Raw genomic sequence first — 18,210 nt, 5'->3', positions numbered from 1 at the left:
TGCGTTGCGTTGTCAGACCCCTAGCAGCACCCCCGCTGTCGGTTTGCCCGTCGCCAAGCTGATGGCGTGACAGTAGATGGCGACTTGCAGCCGATAGGCGTACGGCGCGTCGTTGATCACATCCGTCTTGAAGTCCACCACGCACCAAGCGCCATCGGCCAGGAACGCCAAGTCGACCACGCCTTCCCAGAGCTCGCCATCTGGACGCACGTAGCTCAAGGAGTGCTCGCGCCTCACGTCCTCGGCTGTCTGTGCGTGTCGCATCAGCGGGTGGTTCAATGCATTCGCGCAGGCGTCTCGCGCTGCGAGCAGTTCCCGCTCAGTAGCCCCGAGCTGCCGGGCGAGGAGCGCCGCGAGCGAGGCCAGGTTCGCCGCACCCTTCGCAGACGTATCGAACTCCGTCCGCTCGAGGAGCGCGTGGACCAACGTGCCGAAGCGCGCACCCCGAGGTCGTCCGCTGCTGCGCGCGATCGGTGCCTCGACCCGCACAGCGTCTGCCAGCGTGAGTATTTCTTCAGGGAAATATTTCGAGGCGAGGGCGCGCGCCGCGTCGGCGCTCAGTTCCGCAAGCGGTGCCGGCTCGCCCTGGGCCCGTGCCTCGACGGCGTGTGCTACCTGAGTCACGCTGCGCGAATGAGCGCCCGACGTCGCGCCTCGGGTGAGACGTGCCTTCCGTTCCTCGGACCACGCCTGATGTGCGGCCTTGGCGGCGCTCGCTTCACCGTCGGCCACCAAGATCTCTTGCTGGCGAATTCCCCCGCGTTCGTGGCGATTCAGCTCGAGATCCGCTGGCGACCACCACACCGCCCCCGCCCCCCCGGCGAGCTCCGGATGCCAACCCGGTTTGACTGGTACTCGATCCAGGAGATCCGGGCCAAACGGCCGCTGATAGACGCTGTCAGGCTTGAAATCCGGGCATCCGGAGGCGCGTTGTGATACCCCGCGGAACTGTTTCTCGGGGTAAATCGCTGGGTGGAAGATGCTACTCCAGCGTTCCTCGGGGTAGGGACCATCGCCGATGCCAGGCACCACGAGCAAGTCGCGAGCGCGCGTGGCCGCGACGTAGCCGAGGCGGATCACTTCTGCGTCGTCTTGCGCCTTGATCTGATCTTCGTGCGCTAGCAGCTCATATGGCATCAGGCCGCACAAGCCTTGGGCCCACAGCCCCGCGTCCGGGTCGATGAAGCGCGAAGGGCGGTTGGTTTCCAGCGGTGCGCCCGGCTCGCAGAGGATGACGACGGGGAACTCGAGGCCTTTCGCGCCGTGTACGGTCATCAGGCGAACCCCATCCGTACCCTCTTCGATGACTGGTGCTTCGCTTCCCTGTCCGCGTTCGGCGCTTAGCTCCAGCCACTCGACGAAACCGCGAAACGAGAGCGCCCCGCGGGCCTCGTAGCGACGCGCCTTGTCGATGAGCGACAAGACGTTCGCCAGGGCTTGTTCTCCAGTGGGCCAGATAGCAACGCCTGCATGCGCCCGAGTCTCCGCAAGCAGGCGCCCGATCGTTTCCGCGATGGGGCGTCGGTTTCGACTGACGTGGAGTGAGCCAAGAATGTCCAACGAGTCGGCCACCGCCTGGATACTCTCCGGCAAGCGTTCCCGAGGTGTGCGGCGCAGGGGATGAAGGCGTCCAAGGCGCTGCTGGTCTCCGGCGAGCGAACCGATGAATGCCTTGAACTCGAGTAGCTCTGAATCGGAGAGCGCGAAGAAGGCGCCGCGAAGCGTCGCGTAGACCATCAGCTCGTCGTCGGGCCACTCAATCGCCTGCAGTGCCGTGCGCAACGCCATGACCTCCTCGCGTCCGTGGAATGAGCGCCCGCCCACGAGCACGTGGGGCAAGCGACGGGCCTCCAGCGCACGGACGTACGGGCGAGTCACGTCCTCGCCGAAGTTGACGAAGCGTCGAAACAGGCAGCAAACGTCGCGCGCCGCGATCGGGCGCGCGCCGCCGGGCGCGTCGACCATCCAGCCGCTCTGTGTGACCAACCAATCGACGTAGGCGCCCACTGCGTCGGGCAAGCTCGCTTCGAGTTGGCCCAAGGTGACCCGTGGGGTCGCCGTCCAGTGCGGGTACGGCGCCGGGATCGGCAGCACAACGACACTGGGTTGATCTGTGGATTCTGTGCGGAAATTTTGCAGAGCAACGTAGCTGGCCTGAGTCTCGCCGCCGGTCATTCTCTCGGAGAAGCAGTGGTTGACAAGGCTCTGGATGGCAGGCCGGGAGCGGAAGCTCGTGCTCAGGTGAAGCAGCTCTGCGCCGCTCCCCAGGAGCTGCTCCTTCACTCGCTCGTAGAGCATGATGTCCGCGCGCCGAAAGCGGTAGATCGCTTGCTTGGGATCGCCAACCACGAAGAGCTTGCCGGCCTTTGGGCGGATGTGCGACGGCCGCACCTCGGCAAGATCGTCCGCCGCGAGAAGCAACAGGATTTCCGCCTGGAGTGGATCCGTGTCCTGGAACTCGTCAACGAATAGGTGAGTAAAGCGACTCGAAAGCTCGCGCCGCACCTCGTCGTTGCGCACCAACAAATCGCGCACGCTGCGCAATAGGTCCAAGAAGTCCAGCACGCCGGCGCTGTTCAGACGCTGCACGTAGCCGAGCACGACGGGCTCTAGCGCGTGCTGAAGCTTCGCCGCGAGATCTGCATCAAGCAGCCGATTCAGGGCTTTCAGTTCTTGCACCAGCTGCGCGCGCCGCTCGCGCAGCTCTTGAATCGACAGATCCGGCGCGACATCTCGGGGTGAACCGGCGTACTCCCACCAGGCCCTCTTACCCGTGCGGAAACGGGCACGGGGTAGCTCCGAGAACAGAGCCTCCAGCGCGTCGAAGTCAACGTCTTGGCTGCCACGCGGGGCCACGCGCTCAATCCGGCGTCCGAGCTCACTCAAGCCTTGCACCAAATAGGCGTTCGGCTCGTAGGCGACGTCAGCGATGCTCGCGAGGTCGCGCAGGCGGGCGAGCATCTCCAATAGCGCGGGCTCCCGCGAAAAGTCTGGCGGCGCTTGCCAGACACCGGGGAAGTCACGGTGGTCGATTAGTGTGGCCGCTGCCCACAGGATTAGCTCTCGGGGACTCTCGCCATGGCGCAGCGGCTTCCGGCGCAGCATGCGTCGCAGACCCTCTGGTGGGCTCTCCAGATTCTGCTCGAACCACAGGGAGAACACCTGCTCCAAGTGCTCTTGAGTGGCCTCGGCGTCGATGACTTGGAAGTCCGGATCGACGTCGGCTTCGATCGGGCGCTCGCGCAGCAAGTCGGCGCAAAACGCGTGAATCGTCGCGATGTGCGCCGTCTCCAGCTGCTCCAATGCATGATTTAGGTTGGTTCGCTGAATGGAGTTCTTCTGAGTCTGCTGGCGTCTGCGTTCGAGTTCCGCACGCAGCCTGAGCTTCATTTCGCCCGCCGCCTTCTCCGTGAACGTCAACGCCACGATGTGTGAAAGCTGAGTCGTTCCGGACTCAACCAACGTGGTGATGCGCTCGACCAGTTGCGTCGTCTTGCCGGTGCCAGCGGCTGCCTCGACGACGAAGCTCGATTTTAAATCCTCGCGGATACGTCTCCGCGCTTCTGCATCCGCAAGCTCGTTCATGGCTCCTCCCGCAGACGCTTCAGCTGTTTGATCAGCGGATGCGGTTCCGTCTTGCGCGCGGTCCGCTGCTCTTCGTAGGGGCCACACACATGCTTGAAGTCACAGTATTCGCAGGCTCTAGGCTCGGGTGCGGCGGGCAGAAACGCGCCGTCTAGCAGGCTCTTCAGCGTGTCACTGAACAGCTGGACGGACTGCCGGGTGTAGTCGTCCAAGGGGACAAAGAAGGTCCGGTACTCACCGCGTCGGGTGGAGTACGCGAGGCGTCCTCCGGAGACTCGTGCCTTCGGGAACAGTCGCTCGAGGGCTTCGGCGTAGAGGAGTGGCTGCAGCGTCCGCCCGCCGCGGATCGCGAACTGCCCGCGGTTCTCCGGGAGCGCGGTGCGGCGCACGTCCAACGGGGCCCCCGTCTTGTAGTCCGTCGCGCGCAGCGTTTCCTCTCCCCCCCCGCGAGCTCGCTCGACGCTGTCGATGGCGCCTCGAAGCAGGATCCCACAGCTCAATTTGACAGGTTCGAGGCGGCTGCCTTGATCGCGATCGGAGCGGCGAATACCGAACGCCAACTCGAAGTGGATGGGTTGCCAGTCGTGGTCCAGGGCGAGCTGCTCTAGCCAGCCCCGCAAGTCGCCCGCTATCTCTTCGATGCCGTCGCCCCATACTCGATCGATGGCGGGAGCGAGCTGCTCGCGGTAGCGCGCCTCCGCTTGAGCGAGCGAGGCCTCCATCAGCTCCGTCGCCTCTTGAAGCCTTTCGGGGACCAGCGGTAGGCGTCCGCTCGAACGCAACGTCTCGGCGACCGCTTGCTGTACCTCGTGGATCAGGCGGCCCCGAGTCAACGCATCAAGGCGCTCTGCTCGCGCTGCCGTCTCCCGCGGCGAGAGGCGGAGTACCGCCGACAAGTAGAAGCGGTAGGGGCAAGCCGAGAAGTGCTCGAGCGCCGTGGCAGAATACGGACGTGCTTCGATTCGATGAAGCGCCAGCGCGTCGCGCGCCGCCGGGCTCGGATCCACCAGACCGTCCGCGCCGCGCCAGGTCTTGAGGTTCCAGCGTCTCGCGCGGAAACGCAGCGCGCGTCCCAGGTGAGGGTTCGCGCTCACCAAGTAGCCCGCGGCACCCTTGCGCGCTTCCGCCTCGTGAGAGCCGAGACAGCTCTCGAGCAGCGCGAGGTCGTACTCCGCGTCATCGATCGCCAGCTCCGGGCGCTCTGGGGCAGGCCAACCCATGCGACCGTGAGACGCGTCCCGGGCGCGCTGGGCGAGCTCTTCAAAGCTAGGCAGGTGACCGCTAGCGGCACGCACGACCTCCAGTGCGTAGAACGACGGTACCCGCGGGCGGGCGCGCTCCATGTCCACGCGAGGATAGCTGAACACGACCCGGCGGCTCGCTGCGCCGACGGCGAGGTGCAACATGGAGCGCTCGACCCCGACGCGCTGCTCGTTTCTAGCTAGCTGGGGATGATGTTGCCGCGCGGCATCGAGCAGGAGCGGATCCTCGGCGACTTTGTGCGGAAAGAGCTTCTCCGCTAGACCGGGAACGAAGACCGCTTCAAAGCTCAAACCGCGCGCATCGTCGACGCTCGAGACGAAGACCTTACCCGCCGGCGAGCCGCCCGGGCGCCCCGCGAGTTGACCGAGGCGCGCGGCGAGCACGAGTTGAACCTCATGAATCGAGACCGGGCCAACTGCGCCCATTGGATCCAGCTCAGACAACAGCTGCAGCACGCGCGTCGGGGTTTCCAGCGCGCCCGCAGCCAGCTCACGTAGCTTCTCCAGCCAGTCGCCCCAGCGGGCGCTGTCAGGCAGCGCCTCCAACAGATCGATGATCGGGAGCGCGAACTCCGCCAAGTCACGTAGGGACTTTGCGTCGCGGGACAGCCGGGAGCGTTCGGCTTCGTGCTCACTCTCGGCGCTGGCTAGTTCCAGTCGCTCTGCCTCACCCTTGAGCCGTCGCCTCCAGCGCGAGGCGCCGCCGATCACCGCCGCTTCATTGAGCAGTCGCTCCCAGCGGCGAGGCGCCGGGCGTGTCCCACTGGCGTCCAGGTTTTGGTCCCGGGCCGCTTCGAGCAGCTCACCTTCGGTCGGTTCCGCGTCAGGGGGCGCTGCGCTCGGTGCCAAGCCGTGTTCGTCGGCCGGCGCTGCCCAGGTGTCCAAGCCTTGGGCTGTGGTGGCAGGCCTGGCGCACCCCAGGGAAAGGTACTCGGAGAAGCGCGCTGCGCTAAGCCCTTCCGCGCGGCAAGCGAGGAGGGCCAATAGGCCTCGCCCCGCCGGGTCGGGCCGCTGGAGACCGCGGGCCAGGTGATGAGGGATACCTGCGCGGGTGAGCGCTTCGCTGATGTGTGGCGCGTAATTCTGCGGGCTCCGGAGCAGCACTGCGACGCGCTCGAACGCGACTCCCTGGGCTGCGAACTCGAGGATCTGCCGAGCGATCTCTACGCATTCACGGTTCTCCCCAGGGGCGCTCAGGATCTTGACCTCAGCCTCGATCTCGCCGAGCGGCAGCTCTCTCGGGTTGAAGAGCTCGAGCTGTAGTCGGTCGAGGCTCGTGCCGGCCGCGTCGCTCTCCAGATACTCGGGGGACACCCCGAACGCGTCAACAAGCCAGTCCTCCGTTTGCTTATCGCCGTGGGGAAATACAACGCAGCAGGGGAGCCGCTCCCCCAAGGCACGCAGCAGCTCGGCCTCCGCAGCGTGGTGGATCTTCGGATCGATCAGCAACACCGCGCCGTACTCGAGTGGCGCGGTGGCGAGGGCCTCGGTCGCGAGGGCGAGCACCTGAGCGCGGGTCACGAGGGAGAGCCTCTTGAGTTCTTGTTCGAGGCGCATCAACAGCCTCACGAGGTCCGGCGCTGGCCCTTCGAGCTCGCTCAGACTCAGCCTGCCGAGTTCGAGGTCATTGAACGTGCGAACCAATGCTCGAGGCAGCCCCGGGCGCTGGCCCACGCCAGTGAAGCGCCCGAGACGGCCCTCGGTGCTCAGCTCCGCGATCACACGGCAGGCGGCCGCTTCGAGTCCAAGCTCGGTTGCGGGGAGCTGCTGCTGGGCTGCGAGGTCCGCCTCCGCTAGTACGCCTGCGAGGCTCGCCAAGCTGTGGCGCTGCCAGCCAAAGCTTGCCCTGCCGTCCTGGGTGCTTGGCTCAGAGCGCGGTTCCCGCAGGCTCCGATGTACCAGTCGCGACAGCGCCAGCGGCGAGCCAACCAGTAAGAGCTTCGCTACCTCACCGTGGCCGTTCAACCACTCGTGGGCACGAGCGAGGCGGCTCTCAGCCCGGTGGGACACCCAGAGTTGATGGCGCGACTCGGGCACTGCAGCTCCTTTAGGCACGCTTTCAGACACTGCAGCTCTTTCAGGCACTGCGGCTCTTTCAGGCACTGCGGCTCTTTCAGACACTGCGGCTCTTTCAGGCACTGCGGCTCTTTCAGGCACGTCTCTTTCAGGCACGACGTCTCCTATTACCGCTCGATGTCCACTAATGACCAGCGCGCAGCGAACCGTACCTCGGCTATGATGCGAAGGATGCGCTGCGCGTCGCACCAATCGAGGTCGACAGAGCCACGAGCTCGGGCGCGGAACTGCACTCGCGGTGATTGGGAGAGGGTGTGAGCGCGCCTCCCTCCACGCGGCCGAAACTCGCTCAAACGAGCGAGCCGCCGGCGAGCGTTGGTCCGCGCAGCAGCATGCGTCCCAGCATCGTGCCGGTGGCGCAGGAGCCACGCATTGGTCTGGTGCTGAGCGGCGGTGGGATGCGTGGCGCTTACGAGGTCGGGGTCGTCGAGGGCATTGTCGAGGCGCTGCGTACGCCGGTGCACCGCCCGTCTCCGTTTCGCGTCTTCGCGGGGACCAGCGTTGGCGCGATCAATGCGGCCTATCTCGCTGCCAACACTCACCGCGCGGATCTAGACATCGAGCGCTTGCGCCACACCTGGACCAGCCTGGAGATCGAACGCCATCTGCAGTTCGATCCTCTGGGCTTTCTTTCTTTGCGTGCGGGCCTGCGCCGCAGCAGCAACGGAGGGCAAGACCAGGAGCACTTTGGTCGCTCGCTGCTGGATCCGCGACCGCTCGAGGCGATGATCGCAGGCAGTATCGAGTGGGAGTCGCTCCACGACAACGTCGACGCCGGGCGCACCTTGGCGCTCTTGGTCGCGGCCCTCGATGTCGCCACCGGCAAGACCACTATCTTCTCCGAGGTCGCTCCCGCAGCAGATTTTCGCCCCTCTCGCGACCCGCGTCGCCGTGCGGAAGTAGGCCAGATCGGTGATGAGCACGTGCTGGCATCTGCCGCGATCCCGCTGTTGTTCCCCGCCCGGCGCATCGGCGCCTCCTACTACTGCGATGGTGGCCTGCGCTTCAACACGCCCATCTCACCTGCGATTCGTGCGGGTTCCGACCGGCTAGTAGTGATCACGCTCTCCGGTACCCGTGAAGAGGGCCTGGAACCCCCGGTAGAGATCAACGAATACCCGAGCCTATTTTTCCTTGCGGGAAAAGTGATGAACGCGCTGTTGCTCGATCAGGTCGTGTATGACCTCGCGGTGCTAAAACGCTTCAATCACTTGGTCGCGGTGCTGGAGCAGGCGCTCCCGGCCCAAAGCTTCGCTGAGGTGGAGCGCCTGTTGGTCGACTCCCGAGGCGCGCCCTATCGACGCATCGAAACGTTGGTCTTCAGCCCCTCGGAGGATCTAGGGGCAATCGCTACCGAGCACCTGCACCGCCATTTGGATTCCTGGCGACTGTCGCGCATCCCGCGCTGGCTGCTTGGCGTGGCGCGTGGGTCCCAGGCTGACTGGGCCGCGTACCTGTTGTTCGATGGCGGTTTCGCCGAGCGCTTGATCGAGTTGGGGCGAAAAGACGCTCTGGCTCGCAGCCAGGAGATCCGCGAGTTCTTCGGCGCTGCATGTGTGTTGGCGCCCTGAAGTCTGGCCACCGCTGAAGGCTCGACCGCGTCACGAACATGTGGCATGTCCGCGGCCGTCTTCTCGCTAGGCTCGCGCACAGCGGAAGCCAGGGAAGGCCCTAGGAATCCAGTGGAGGAACGATGAGCAAGGTTCTGATCGTCGGCGCAGGCGGTGTCGGCAAGGTGGTGGTGCACAAGTGTGCTCAGGTCCCCGAGGTCTTCAGCGAGATCGTGCTGGCTAGCCGCACTCTCTCGCGCTGCGAGGCGATTGCCGCCGAGGTGAAGGAACTCACGGGGCGCGACATCGAGGTGCGCGCGCTGGATGCCGACAACCCGGAGAACACCATCAAGCTGCTCGACGAGGTCAAGCCGGATCTGCTGCTCAACGTCGCCCTGCCGTATCAGGACCTCGCGCTGATGGACGCCTGCCTCGCGCGGAAGGTCGACTACCTCGACACAGCGAACTACGAGCCGCCGGATGTCGCCAAGTTCGAATACAAGTGGCAGTGGGCGTACCAGGATCGCTTCAAAGAGGCGGGCATCATGGCCCTGCTCGGGAGCGGTTTCGATCCGGGGGTGACGAACATCTTCTGCGCTTATGCGCAAAAGAAGCTGTTCGACGAGATCGACACCATCGACATCCTCGACTGCAATGGTGGAGACCATGGTCACGCCTTCGCGACCAACTTCAACCCCGAGATCAACATCCGCGAGATCACCCAGAACGGCCGTTACTGGGAGGCGGGTGAGTGGAAAGAGATCGCGCCTCTGAGTATCCACCAGGATTTCGATTTCCCGGGGGTGGGGGTGAGGCGCGCCTATGTGCTTTACCACGAGGAATTAGAGTCGCTGTGCCAGAACATCAAGGGTCTGAAACGGATCCGCTTCTGGATGACCTTCGGCGAGAAGTACATCACGCACCTCAACGTGCTGCAGAACGTCGGCATGACCAGCATCGAACCCATCGATTTCCAGGGACAGAAGATCGTACCCATCCAGTTCCTGAAGGCGCTGCTACCTGACCCGGCGTCGCTCGCGAAGAACTACACGGGCAAGACCAGCATTGGCTGCTTGATCGAGGGCAAGAAGGACGGCAAGCCCAAGCGCGTCTTCATCTACAACATCTGCGATCACGCGGAGTGTTACCGCGAGGTACGCTCTCAAGCCATCAGCTACACCACCGGCGTACCTGCCATGGTTGGTGCGATGATGATGCTCACCAAGAAGTGGCAGGGCCAAGGCGTGTTCAACATGGAGCAGCTGGATCCCGAGCCCTTCCTCGAGGCGCTGGGCAAGCACGGGCTGCCGTGGCACGTCGAGGAGCGCTGACGTGGGCGCAGACACTCACGCGGGGGAGAGCGACATCCCCTGGGCTCAGCCCTGCGACCCTGGCACTGACGTCTCCCAGGTGGAGACGCCCGCCTACGTCATCGATCTGGGCAAGCTGAGACAAAACCTCGAAGTGCTCGGCCGCGTTCAACGCGAGGCCGGCTGCAAGATCTTGCTCGCGCTGAAGGGGTTCGCGGCGTGGTCCACCTTCAGTGAGGTCCGCAAGGTGCTGCCCGGCATCACGGCTAGCTCGCCGGACGAGGCGCGTCTCGGCAAAGAGGAATTTGGGGGGGAGGTGCATGCGTATGCTCCCGCCTACTCCGAAGCCGACTTTCAGGAGCTCTTGCCGTTGGTGGACCACCTGGTGGTCAACTCGCCGACTCAGCTCCGGCTTTTCGCCGCGCGGGCTCGCGCGCGGGGCATTGAAGTGGGTCTGCGGGTGAACCCGGAGCACTCGGAGGTGAAGACGGCACTCTACGATCCGTGTGCTCCAGGTTCGCGCCTCGGTACGCGCCGCAGCGCCCTCACCCCCGACCTCATCGAACTCCTGGACGGGCTCCACTTCCACACGCTGTGCGAGCTAGGCTCCGACGCCCTCGAGCGCACGCTGGCCGCTTTCGAGGAGCGCTTCGGCGAGTTCATTCCCAAGCTCAAATGGGTGAATTTCGGGGGAGGGCACCACATCACGCGCCCTGACTACGACGTCGACTTGCTGATCCGCCTGGTCAAGGGCTTCAAAGAGCGCTGGAACGTCAACGTCTACCTCGAACCGGGGGAGGCGATCGGGCTCAACACCGGAACGCTGGTGGCGTCGGTGCTGGACATCATCCCAGGTGAGCCCCCGATCGCGATTCTCGATACTTCCGCCACGGCCCACATGCCGGACGTGCTCGAGATGCCTTACCGTGCGGAAATAAGAGGCGGGGCGCGTCCTGGTGTGCTCGCACACGACTTTCGCCTTGGAGGGCTGACCTGCCTGGCCGGAGACGTGATCGGAGACTACTCCTTCGCGGAGCCATTGGTCGTCGGCTCCAAGCTCGTGTTCCTCGACATGGCCCACTACACGATGGTGAAGAACACCACGTTCAATGGTGTCCGCTTGCCAAGTATCGTCCTCGCGGATGGGGACGCTCGCCGCGTGGTCCGTCGCTTCGGGTACGCCGACTACAAGCACCGCCTCAGCTAGCGCAGACAAAGCGCGCACCTCACAGGCGCGCGCTCCGCCGCGCCCAGTGCACGATCTTGGGCTACTCGAAGCGCAAGATCCCAGGCTTTTTGCCTGGTTTTGTACCCCGGTTGCGGCGCGCGCTAACGGCTCGCGATATGTGGATCAGGGTGTTATAAGCCTCGCCACCTCGCGCCCCTGAAGGTGCGGGGCAGTAGATACAGCGCGCCCACGGCGGCGCGAGCCCAGGACGCGCACCTTCGCAGGACTGAACGAACATCACCCAAGCGGGGTGTGCGCTGATCGGCGAATCGCCCAGATTCGCCTCATTGGAGGATCGGATGATCGACGATGTGCTCAGCGAGCTGGCGGTAGCCATCACCAAGGCCCACGAGTCACTGAAGCGTGACCTTGCGAAGCTGCGAACCGGGCGCGCGAACTCGGGAATGCTGGAAGGGATCCGAGTCGACTACTACGGCCAGTCGACCCCCATCTCCCAGATGGCATCGGTCGCCGTGCCTGAGCCGCGGATGATCACCGTGAAGCCCTGGGAGAAGAACCAGGTTCAGGCCATCGAGCGCGCCATCCGAGAGAGCGATCTCGGCTTCAACCCGCAGACCGATGGTGACCTCATTCGCATTCCCATCCCCCCGCTCAGCGAGGAGCGCCGCAGGGACCTAGCCAAGCTCGCCAAGCGCAACGGCGAGGATTGCAAGGTCGCAATTCGTAAAGCTCGCCACGACGCCATCGATATGCTCTCGGACCTGAAGAACGAGGGGGAGATCGGCGAGGACGACCAAGAGCGCGCCAAGAAGAAGGTCGAAGAGGTCGTGAGTGCGGGGGTAGCGAGCGTCGATCAGTTTGTCGCGGCCCGCGAAAAAGACATCATGGAGGTGTGAGGGCGCTGCTGCAGCCTGAGCGCCGGGGGACGCGAATCAGGCAGCCAGTGTCACGACCGCGGGCCAGGTGGCGAGTCGACCATGCCGTCCGATGAGCGGCCCCTCCGAGTCGGGGGAGTGGAAACAACTGCGGACTCGCCGAGCCCCGGCTTGCGCTTTGGAGATCGGCCGAACCGGACTGCGGCTTTGAAGAGATCCGGCTTTGAAGAGATCCGGCTTTGAAGACATCGGCGGTTCTTCCGAGGGGTTGGCGCGAGCTGGTGTATGCTTGACACTCGAGGTGACCACGTGAAATCGTGTGATGTGATTCCGTCGCGGGCGTTCATCCCCCTGTCTCGTCCACTCGAGGTAGGCACGCTTGGCCGCGGACAAACACGAGACCCGCATAGGGAATGCTCGTTTGGGATGGTGAGGGCGTAGCGTGGGTCGGTTGAGGGCAAAAGCTGCAGGCATCAGCGACGTCGGGCTCCAGCGTGAGCACAACGAGGATAGTTTCGCGGTGCTCGATGACCACGAGCTCTTCATCGTCGCCGATGGCATGGGGGGCCATCGCGCTGGTGACGTTGCGAGTCGCATCGCCACGGATTCCATCGCCGAGTTCTTCAGGGCAACCGCAAACGAGGACGTGACCTGGCCGTTCCACTTCGACTCACGCCTGAGCGAAGAAGAGAACCGCTTGCTCACCGGGATTCGTCTCGCGAATCGTCAGATCTTCGAACGCAGTCTGCAGTCCCGCGAGTGCCAAGGCATGGGCACCACCGTCGTAGGTGCGCTGTTCAGCCAGAAGAAGAAGAAGATGTTCATTGGTCACGTGGGTGACAGCCGTGCCTACCGCATTCGCGACGGCGAGATCACCCAGATGACCCGCGATCACTCGCTAGTGAATGACTACCTGCTCGCGATGCCGGAGCTCACAGAAGAGCAGCGCAGCGAGCTTCCGAAGAACGTGATCACCCGCGCCCTCGGCATGCAGGACCAAGTCACGGTCGATCTGCAGAGCGACGACGCGAAGAGCGGCGATCTCTACGTTCTGTGCTCCGACGGTTTGAGCGGCATGATCGACGACGATGAGATCCGCGAGGTGGTCACCTCGACGGAGGATCTCACGCTCGCGTGCCGCCGCCTGATCACGCTGGCCAACGAACACGGGGGCGAGGACAACATCACCGCCGTGTTGGTTCAGGTGTTCGCGCTAGACGAGGACGACGCCCCGATTTCTCTCGGAGACACCATGCCCATCCCGGGGCAGGGTGGAGACGAGAGCCGCGCCGATGACGACGTGCCAACCGTCGAGGAAACGGCGCCCACGCCTCCTGCAGGGATCGCGGCAGTCGAAATGGCGCCCCCGAGCTCTCGCGGCGGCACCTGATTCACAGGCAGATTCGCGAGGCGCCTGATTTTTGCAAGGCGCGTGATTCGAACGGGACAACAGGCGTACAAACGCAGAGAGGCCGGACCGGATGGTCCGACCTCTTTTTGCTTGAACCATTTGGTTCCCTGCGGAACTGGCTATTCCTCGCAGTTTTCGAGCACGAACACCGCGCTGGCGGTGCAGTAGCTCTGCTCACTCGGCGCAACGAGCATTGGGCAACTGACCTTGGCCCAGACGGCGCCGGAGCGGATTTGATCGCTGATCACCTCGAAGGTGCAGAACGGAGGATCCGTCACTCCAGGGCAGTTGAGCTGGGTGCACGTCTCGTAGCCGATCGACGCCCCCGAGCTGGCGACGACCAGTGCGCTACCCACACCGGACGTCACGTCGACGTCGGTGCTGTTGACGTAGAAAGTGTCGGCGCCTTTCTTGACGTTGCCTTCTACGACGTATGCGTCGCCTTGCTTGCGCACCTTGCAGCTCACGCTGACGCCGCTCTCGCCGTCCGCCGTGCGCTTGCCCGGGTCGGCGGTGGAGGGCTCACCGAAACCGAACACCTTATTCGGAAGCTGGCAGCGACTTGGCGCCCCCGCTGCGTTCGTGCCGAGCTGAAAGCTGAAGTTACCCTGCGCGGCGACGGGGACCGGGTCGCTACAGCTGATCGCGCTGGCGCCCAGCAGGCTCAGCGGGAGCAGCGCAACGGCGCGCACCATCACACGACGGGGAGCAAGAGAGAGCCCAAGAGTCATGCCGAGACATTAAGCTCCTACGGCTCAAATTCCTACTCAGTTTTATCCGCGCTGACCGTGGTCCGGGGCCGACGCGCGTCGCTGGCCGGCTTCGCCAGCGGGCAGAATCGGCTTCGCGATCAGAGTCCGGCGGCGGCGAAAGCGCCTTCCAGATCAGCCCAGAGATCTTCAACGTCCTCGAGGCCCACGCTCAGGCGGACCAGGCCGTCACCGATGCCAATCGCGTCGCGGGTCTCCTTCGGGATGGAGGCGTGCGTCATGATGGCAGGATGCTCGGCCAGTGACTCGACGCCGCCCAGGCTCTCAGCCAGGGTGAAGATCCGCAGTGCCGACAGAAAGCGCTTCGCCTGGTCCACGTTCGCGCTGAGGTCCACGCTGACCATCGCGCCGGGGAGGCGCATTTGGCGCTTCGCGAGGGCGTGATCCGGATGGCTCTCGAGGCCGGGGTAGTGGACTTTATTCACGCCTTTACGGCCCTCGAGGCGCTGGGCGATCAGCGCGGCGCTCTGGCATTGATGGCGCATGCGCACTGGTAGCGTCTTGATTCCGCGCAGAACCATGTAGCAGTCGAATGGCGAAGGCACACCACCGATGGCGTTTTGGTAGAACCCGACGCGTTCGGCGATTGCGTCGTCGGAAGTGATCAACGCTCCTCCGACCACGTCCGAGTGACCGTTGATGTACTTGGTGGTCGAGTGCACCACGATGCTCGCGCCTAGCTTGAGCGGCTGCTGAATGATGGGCGACGCGAAGGTGTTGTCCACGGCCAGGGGAATGCCGTGAGACTTGCTGCGCGCGGCGATCGCCTCGATATCGAAGAGCTTCAGCATGGGGTTCGTGGGAGTCTCCATCCACACCAGGCGGGTCTGAGGCGTGATCGCGGCATCCAGGCGAGCCGGATCTCGCAAATCCACGAAGGTGGTGTTGACGCCCATCGGCTTCAACACCTTGTCGAATAGCCGGAACGTGCCGCCGTATACGTCGTCGCCGCTGACCACATGGTCCCCGGGCTTCAGTGTGTGGAGCAGCGTGAGCGTGGCAGCGCTGCCGCTGGCGAACGCAAAGCCGTGAGTGCCGCCCTCCAGTGCCGCGAGGCAAGCCTCCAGCGCTTGGCGCGTGGGGTTGCCGCTGCGCGAGTACTCAAACAGCTTGGGCTTGCCAGGTTCTGCCTGAGCGAAGGTACTCGCCAAGACGATGGGCTGCATGACCGCCGCGTGGTTCGGGTCGGGTTCTTGCCCTGCGTGGATTGCCAAGGTGTCGAGGCCCAGCTTGTCCGAGTGCATGACGCTGCCTGTACCACAGAGCGTGTAGACCAGGGCAGCGCACGAAGCGGCACGGGCGCCGGCGCGGTGCTCCTCACCCCCAAACCCGAAGATCTTGCAGAGACGCTCTTCGCGCTTTGGTCGGTCGCGCGCTTGAGTCGTGCCCTGCGCCTCCCGGGGCGCTAAATGCAGCGCGGCGTCACCTTTTGGGCGACGCCGCTTCAGCGAGATTCGGGGTGGATGATGGGAATTGAACCCACGACAACTGGAGCCACAATCCAGCGCTCTACCACTGAGCTACACCCACCGTGTGCCTGGTTCGTCTCGGGGACGATCCGGGTGCGTTGGTCCGCGGAGGGGTCCCCGCGAGAGCGCGGAGTCTTAGCTCACGGGGTGGGGGACGCGCAACACGCTCCACTGCTTTTTTCGCCGACTAGTCCCGCTGGCTGCGCCGGCTATGGCTCTTGCTTTTGCTGGCTCTCGCGGCCGGAACCGCCCGCGAAGGCTTGAAACTTCAGACTTTCCAGAAGCGCTTGGCGGCGCTCCGAGCCGACCAGAGCTCCGATTCGTGACGCGAAGATGCGCGCTCCGTTGTCGGCCCAGCCGGGAGCGGATCGACCAAACCGCTCAATGTCGCCTCGAGGGAGGTCTCGAGGCCCGTCAGGTCGTATCCGCCCTCGAGCAGCAGACCCAAGCGACCGCGCGCGCTTCGGCCCCATGCGCCGGTCAGCTCCCTCAGCATGCGGGGGTAGCTCTCGGCGCTGAGCGCCATGCCAGCCAATGGATCCCGAGCGTGCGCATCGAAGCCGGCGCTGATCAGCAGCAGCTCCGGGTCATACTCCGCGATCACGGGCGCCAATAATTGCCGCGCGGTTTCTAGATAGGCCGCGTCTCCCGCACCTGCACTGAGGGGAACGTTGAGGGTGTAGCCCTTGCCGTCAGCGCTGCCGACCTCGTCGGTTGCGCCGGTGCCCGGATAGAACGGAAACTGATGCAAGGAAGCGAAGAGCACCGAGGGGTCCTTGAAGAACATCTCTTGGGTACCGTTGCCGTGATGCACGTCCCAATCGACGATCATCACGCGCTCGACTCCGCGCGCGCGGGCGTGCGCCGCCGCGACGGCGACGTTGTTGAGCATGCAGAACCCCATGGCAGCGCCAGGCCTGGCGTGGTGCCCAGGCGGCCGCAGCAACGCGACCCCATAGTCTGCGTTTCCGTCTAGCAACGCGTCGACCAACGCAAGGGAGCCTCCGCAAGCCCTGACCGCTGCGGCCACCGACTCCGGGGCGTAGTACGTGTCGGCGTCGAGGTACCCGGTACCGCCTCGGGCCTGCTCGAGTTCACTTAAATAACCCGCGTCATGCACGCGGCTCAATTCGTCGTGAGTGGCGTCGCGTGGGCTCAGCGGGCTTACCCGGAGTGTTTCGTCACCAAAGCGTTCACTCAGCCGCCGGACCGCTAGACGCGCCGCTTGGAGGCGCTCTGGCCGCTCAGGATGGGGCGAGGGTGCTCCCGAGCGATCGAGTGCACGATGTTGATCGAAGAGCGCGTCGTCCACCACCGCTAGCGTCGTCACCATGTTTCGTTCTCCGCAGTCGGGATGATAGGCTGCTCGCCGGTTTTGAACATTGCTTGCAGTTCCTGCCTCGAAGGTGCGAACTGTGTTCTTCTAGGCGCATCAGAAGGTGCGCGCAGGTACGACGCCGAGTCTAGGCCCATCGAGGGTGGGCTGCAGGGGAGAGGGATCTCCCAGCCGTCCGGCAAAAGGGCAACAGGAAGGGGCGACAGGTCATGCGGGGCAAGATCATCATCGTCAACGCAGGCATCGTGCTGGTCGTAGGACTGCTGTCCTACTTTCTCCTGCTAACGGCGCTGAAGGACGTCGTATCCAACCCCCAGAATCGCAAGAGCGATGTGGAGCGCGCCATCAAGAGCGCGAACGCTCGCTTGGCGCTCGATGCGCTGCGCCTGGAGCGTTGGTTGGCCGCCCAGGCGGACACCAAGGAAGTTCAGGGCGTCTTCGCCGCTGGCACCGAGAAGGCGAAGAGCGAGGCCGCCACGGCGCAAGCCAACAAGCTGCGGGACGCGGCGGTGGGTGACGCCCAGTTCGCTCGCATGGCGCCGTCTCTGGTGCTCTTCGTCGACGACACGGGGGTCGCACTCGGCCGCAATGGCTCCGCGCTGATGCGCGGTGACAAGCTCGGGGAGATCTACCCGACCCTGGGGCAGTCGCTGAAAGACGGTCAGACGGGTTCTGACGTCTGGATGAACAAGCAGCGCCAAGAGCAGATGCTCGCGAGCTATGCGCCGGTGCGCGGCGAAGATGGCAAGGTGGTGGGCGCACTGGTGGTGGGCACGCCGCTCAGTGATGAGCGCCTGACGCGCACCAGCGAGCTGACCAGTGGTCGTGCGCTCATGCTCGGTGTGATGAGCGGGGAGAAGCTCGAGCTGGTCGCGAAGAGCGCGGATGTCTCAGGTCCCATGCTCGAGGCGGGGGCAGGTGAGAAGACCACCACAGCAAGCAAAGCGAGTGCGGACTCGGGTAACATCACGGTGGTCGAGGACGCGTTCCCCGGTGAGCTGTACGCGACCCAAAGCCTGGCTGGTTACGGCGACGGTAAGCGAGCGGTGTTGATCGCGACGGTGCCCGCATCACTGGTCGGGTCAGTCAACGGGCTGCTCTGGCCCGTGTTCGCGGTGACCGGCCTCGGGGTGCTGCTGGTGGTCGTGGGTGGCTTCTTGCTCGGCAACTACATCCAGGGTCCCATCAGCGAAATGGAAGAGGGCTTGCTGCAGGTCATCAACGGCAACGCCAACTACCGCTTCGAAATCGAGCACGCAGAGCTCGGCGGGTTGGTGCATCGACTGAACTCGCTGTTGAACGCCCTGATGGGTGTACCGGAGACCGACGATGAGGGCCGCCCGTCAGCGCCTCCAGGGCCTGGCGACTACGGTTGAT

At 64.6% G+C, this 18,210-nt stretch carries 11 protein-coding genes and 1 tRNA gene; 6 read left to right on the top strand and 6 right to left on the bottom strand.

Annotation, left to right across the window (positions count from 1 at the left end; translation table 11 throughout):
- Positions 1–12: 12 nt before the first annotated feature.
- On the bottom strand, positions 13–3,585 hold the full coding sequence (locus tag H6718_01155; GenBank protein ID MCB9583969.1) for a UvrD-helicase domain-containing protein: 3,573 nt from the start codon (positions 3,583–3,585) through the stop codon (positions 13–15).
- Positions 3,582–6,884, bottom strand: coding sequence for a PD-(D/E)XK nuclease family protein (locus tag H6718_01150; GenBank protein ID MCB9583968.1), 3,303 nt, complete (start codon positions 6,882–6,884; stop codon positions 3,582–3,584). Before H6718_01150 ends, H6718_01155 begins: the two co-directional genes overlap by 4 nt.
- A gap of 371 nt (positions 6,885–7,255) precedes the next feature.
- Between H6718_01150 and H6718_01145 the strand changes: the two genes are divergently transcribed.
- The 5 genes from H6718_01145 to H6718_01125 all read left to right on the top strand — a co-directional run bounded on the left by H6718_01145 (position 7,256) and on the right by H6718_01125 (position 13,237).
- Entirely contained in the window at positions 7,256–8,494 is a 1,239-nt protein-coding gene (locus H6718_01145; GenBank protein MCB9583967.1) for a patatin-like phospholipase family protein, read from the top strand.
- 122 nt (positions 8,495–8,616) lie between these two features.
- Complete coding sequence (locus H6718_01140) at positions 8,617–9,804, top strand: saccharopine dehydrogenase family protein (protein ID MCB9583966.1); 1,188 nt, start codon at positions 8,617–8,619, stop codon at positions 9,802–9,804.
- 34 nt (positions 9,805–9,838) lie between these two features.
- The gene (gene nspC, locus H6718_01135; protein MCB9583965.1) at positions 9,839–10,990 is read left to right on the top strand and encodes a carboxynorspermidine decarboxylase; all 1,152 of its coding nucleotides are present in this window, start codon (positions 9,839–9,841) and stop codon (positions 10,988–10,990) included.
- Positions 10,991–11,310: 320 nt separating this feature from the next.
- Positions 11,311–11,868 (top strand): ribosome recycling factor, encoded by a 558-nt coding sequence (gene frr, locus H6718_01130; protein MCB9583964.1) that lies wholly within the window; start codon positions 11,311–11,313, stop codon positions 11,866–11,868.
- 430 nt (positions 11,869–12,298) lie between these two features.
- Positions 12,299–13,237 carry a Stp1/IreP family PP2C-type Ser/Thr phosphatase gene (locus H6718_01125; GenBank protein MCB9583963.1) on the top strand — a complete coding sequence of 313 codons (939 nt, stop codon included), beginning with the start codon at positions 12,299–12,301 and terminating at the stop codon, positions 13,235–13,237.
- Positions 13,238–13,377: 140 nt separating this feature from the next.
- On the opposite strand, the gene H6718_01120 is transcribed toward H6718_01125, so the two are convergent.
- The 4 genes from H6718_01120 to H6718_01105 form a co-directional block, all read right to left on the bottom strand.
- Positions 13,378–13,989, bottom strand: a complete 612-nt coding sequence (locus H6718_01120; protein MCB9583962.1) for a hypothetical protein — start codon at positions 13,987–13,989, stop codon at positions 13,378–13,380.
- A gap of 119 nt (positions 13,990–14,108) precedes the next feature.
- Entirely contained in the window at positions 14,109–15,272 is a 1,164-nt protein-coding gene (locus tag H6718_01115) for a PLP-dependent transferase (protein MCB9583961.1), read from the bottom strand.
- Positions 15,273–15,486: 214 nt separating this feature from the next.
- A tRNA-His gene (locus H6718_01110) sits at positions 15,487–15,558 on the bottom strand.
- Positions 15,559–15,765: 207 nt separating this feature from the next.
- Positions 15,766–16,830 (bottom strand): histone deacetylase, encoded by a 1,065-nt coding sequence (locus H6718_01105; protein ID MCB9583960.1) that lies wholly within the window; start codon positions 16,828–16,830, stop codon positions 15,766–15,768.
- Between the two features lie 212 nt (positions 16,831–17,042).
- Between H6718_01105 and H6718_01100 the strand changes: the two genes are divergently transcribed.
- Positions 17,043–18,209, top strand: coding sequence for a hypothetical protein (locus H6718_01100; protein MCB9583959.1), 1,167 nt, complete (start codon positions 17,043–17,045; stop codon positions 18,207–18,209).
- Position 18,210: the final 1 nt, after the last annotated feature.

The sequence above is a fragment of the Polyangiaceae bacterium genome (assembly GCA_020633205.1).
Lineage (GTDB): Bacteria > Myxococcota_A > Polyangia > Polyangiales > Polyangiaceae > JAHBVY01.
The sequence above is the reverse complement of the archived record's forward strand: the minus strand, read 5'-3'. Positions and strand labels throughout refer to the sequence as shown.

Coding starts and splice junctions, on each gene's coding strand:
- H6718_01115 (MCB9583961.1), bottom strand. CDS start 15,272: ATGCACTCGGACAAGCTGGGCCTCGACACCTTGGCAATCCACGCAGGG.
- H6718_01100 (MCB9583959.1), top strand. CDS start 17,043: ATGCGGGGCAAGATCATCATCGTCAACGCAGGCATCGTGCTGGTCGTA.
- H6718_01105 (MCB9583960.1), bottom strand. CDS start 16,830: ATGGTGACGACGCTAGCGGTGGTGGACGACGCGCTCTTCGATCAACAT.
- H6718_01140 (MCB9583966.1), top strand. CDS start 8,617: ATGAGCAAGGTTCTGATCGTCGGCGCAGGCGGTGTCGGCAAGGTGGTG.
- H6718_01120 (MCB9583962.1), bottom strand. CDS start 13,989: ATGACTCTTGGGCTCTCTCTTGCTCCCCGTCGTGTGATGGTGCGCGCC.
- H6718_01155 (MCB9583969.1), bottom strand. CDS start 3,585: ATGAACGAGCTTGCGGATGCAGAAGCGCGGAGACGTATCCGCGAGGAT.
- frr (MCB9583964.1), top strand. CDS start 11,311: ATGATCGACGATGTGCTCAGCGAGCTGGCGGTAGCCATCACCAAGGCC.
- H6718_01145 (MCB9583967.1), top strand. CDS start 7,256: ATGCGTCCCAGCATCGTGCCGGTGGCGCAGGAGCCACGCATTGGTCTG.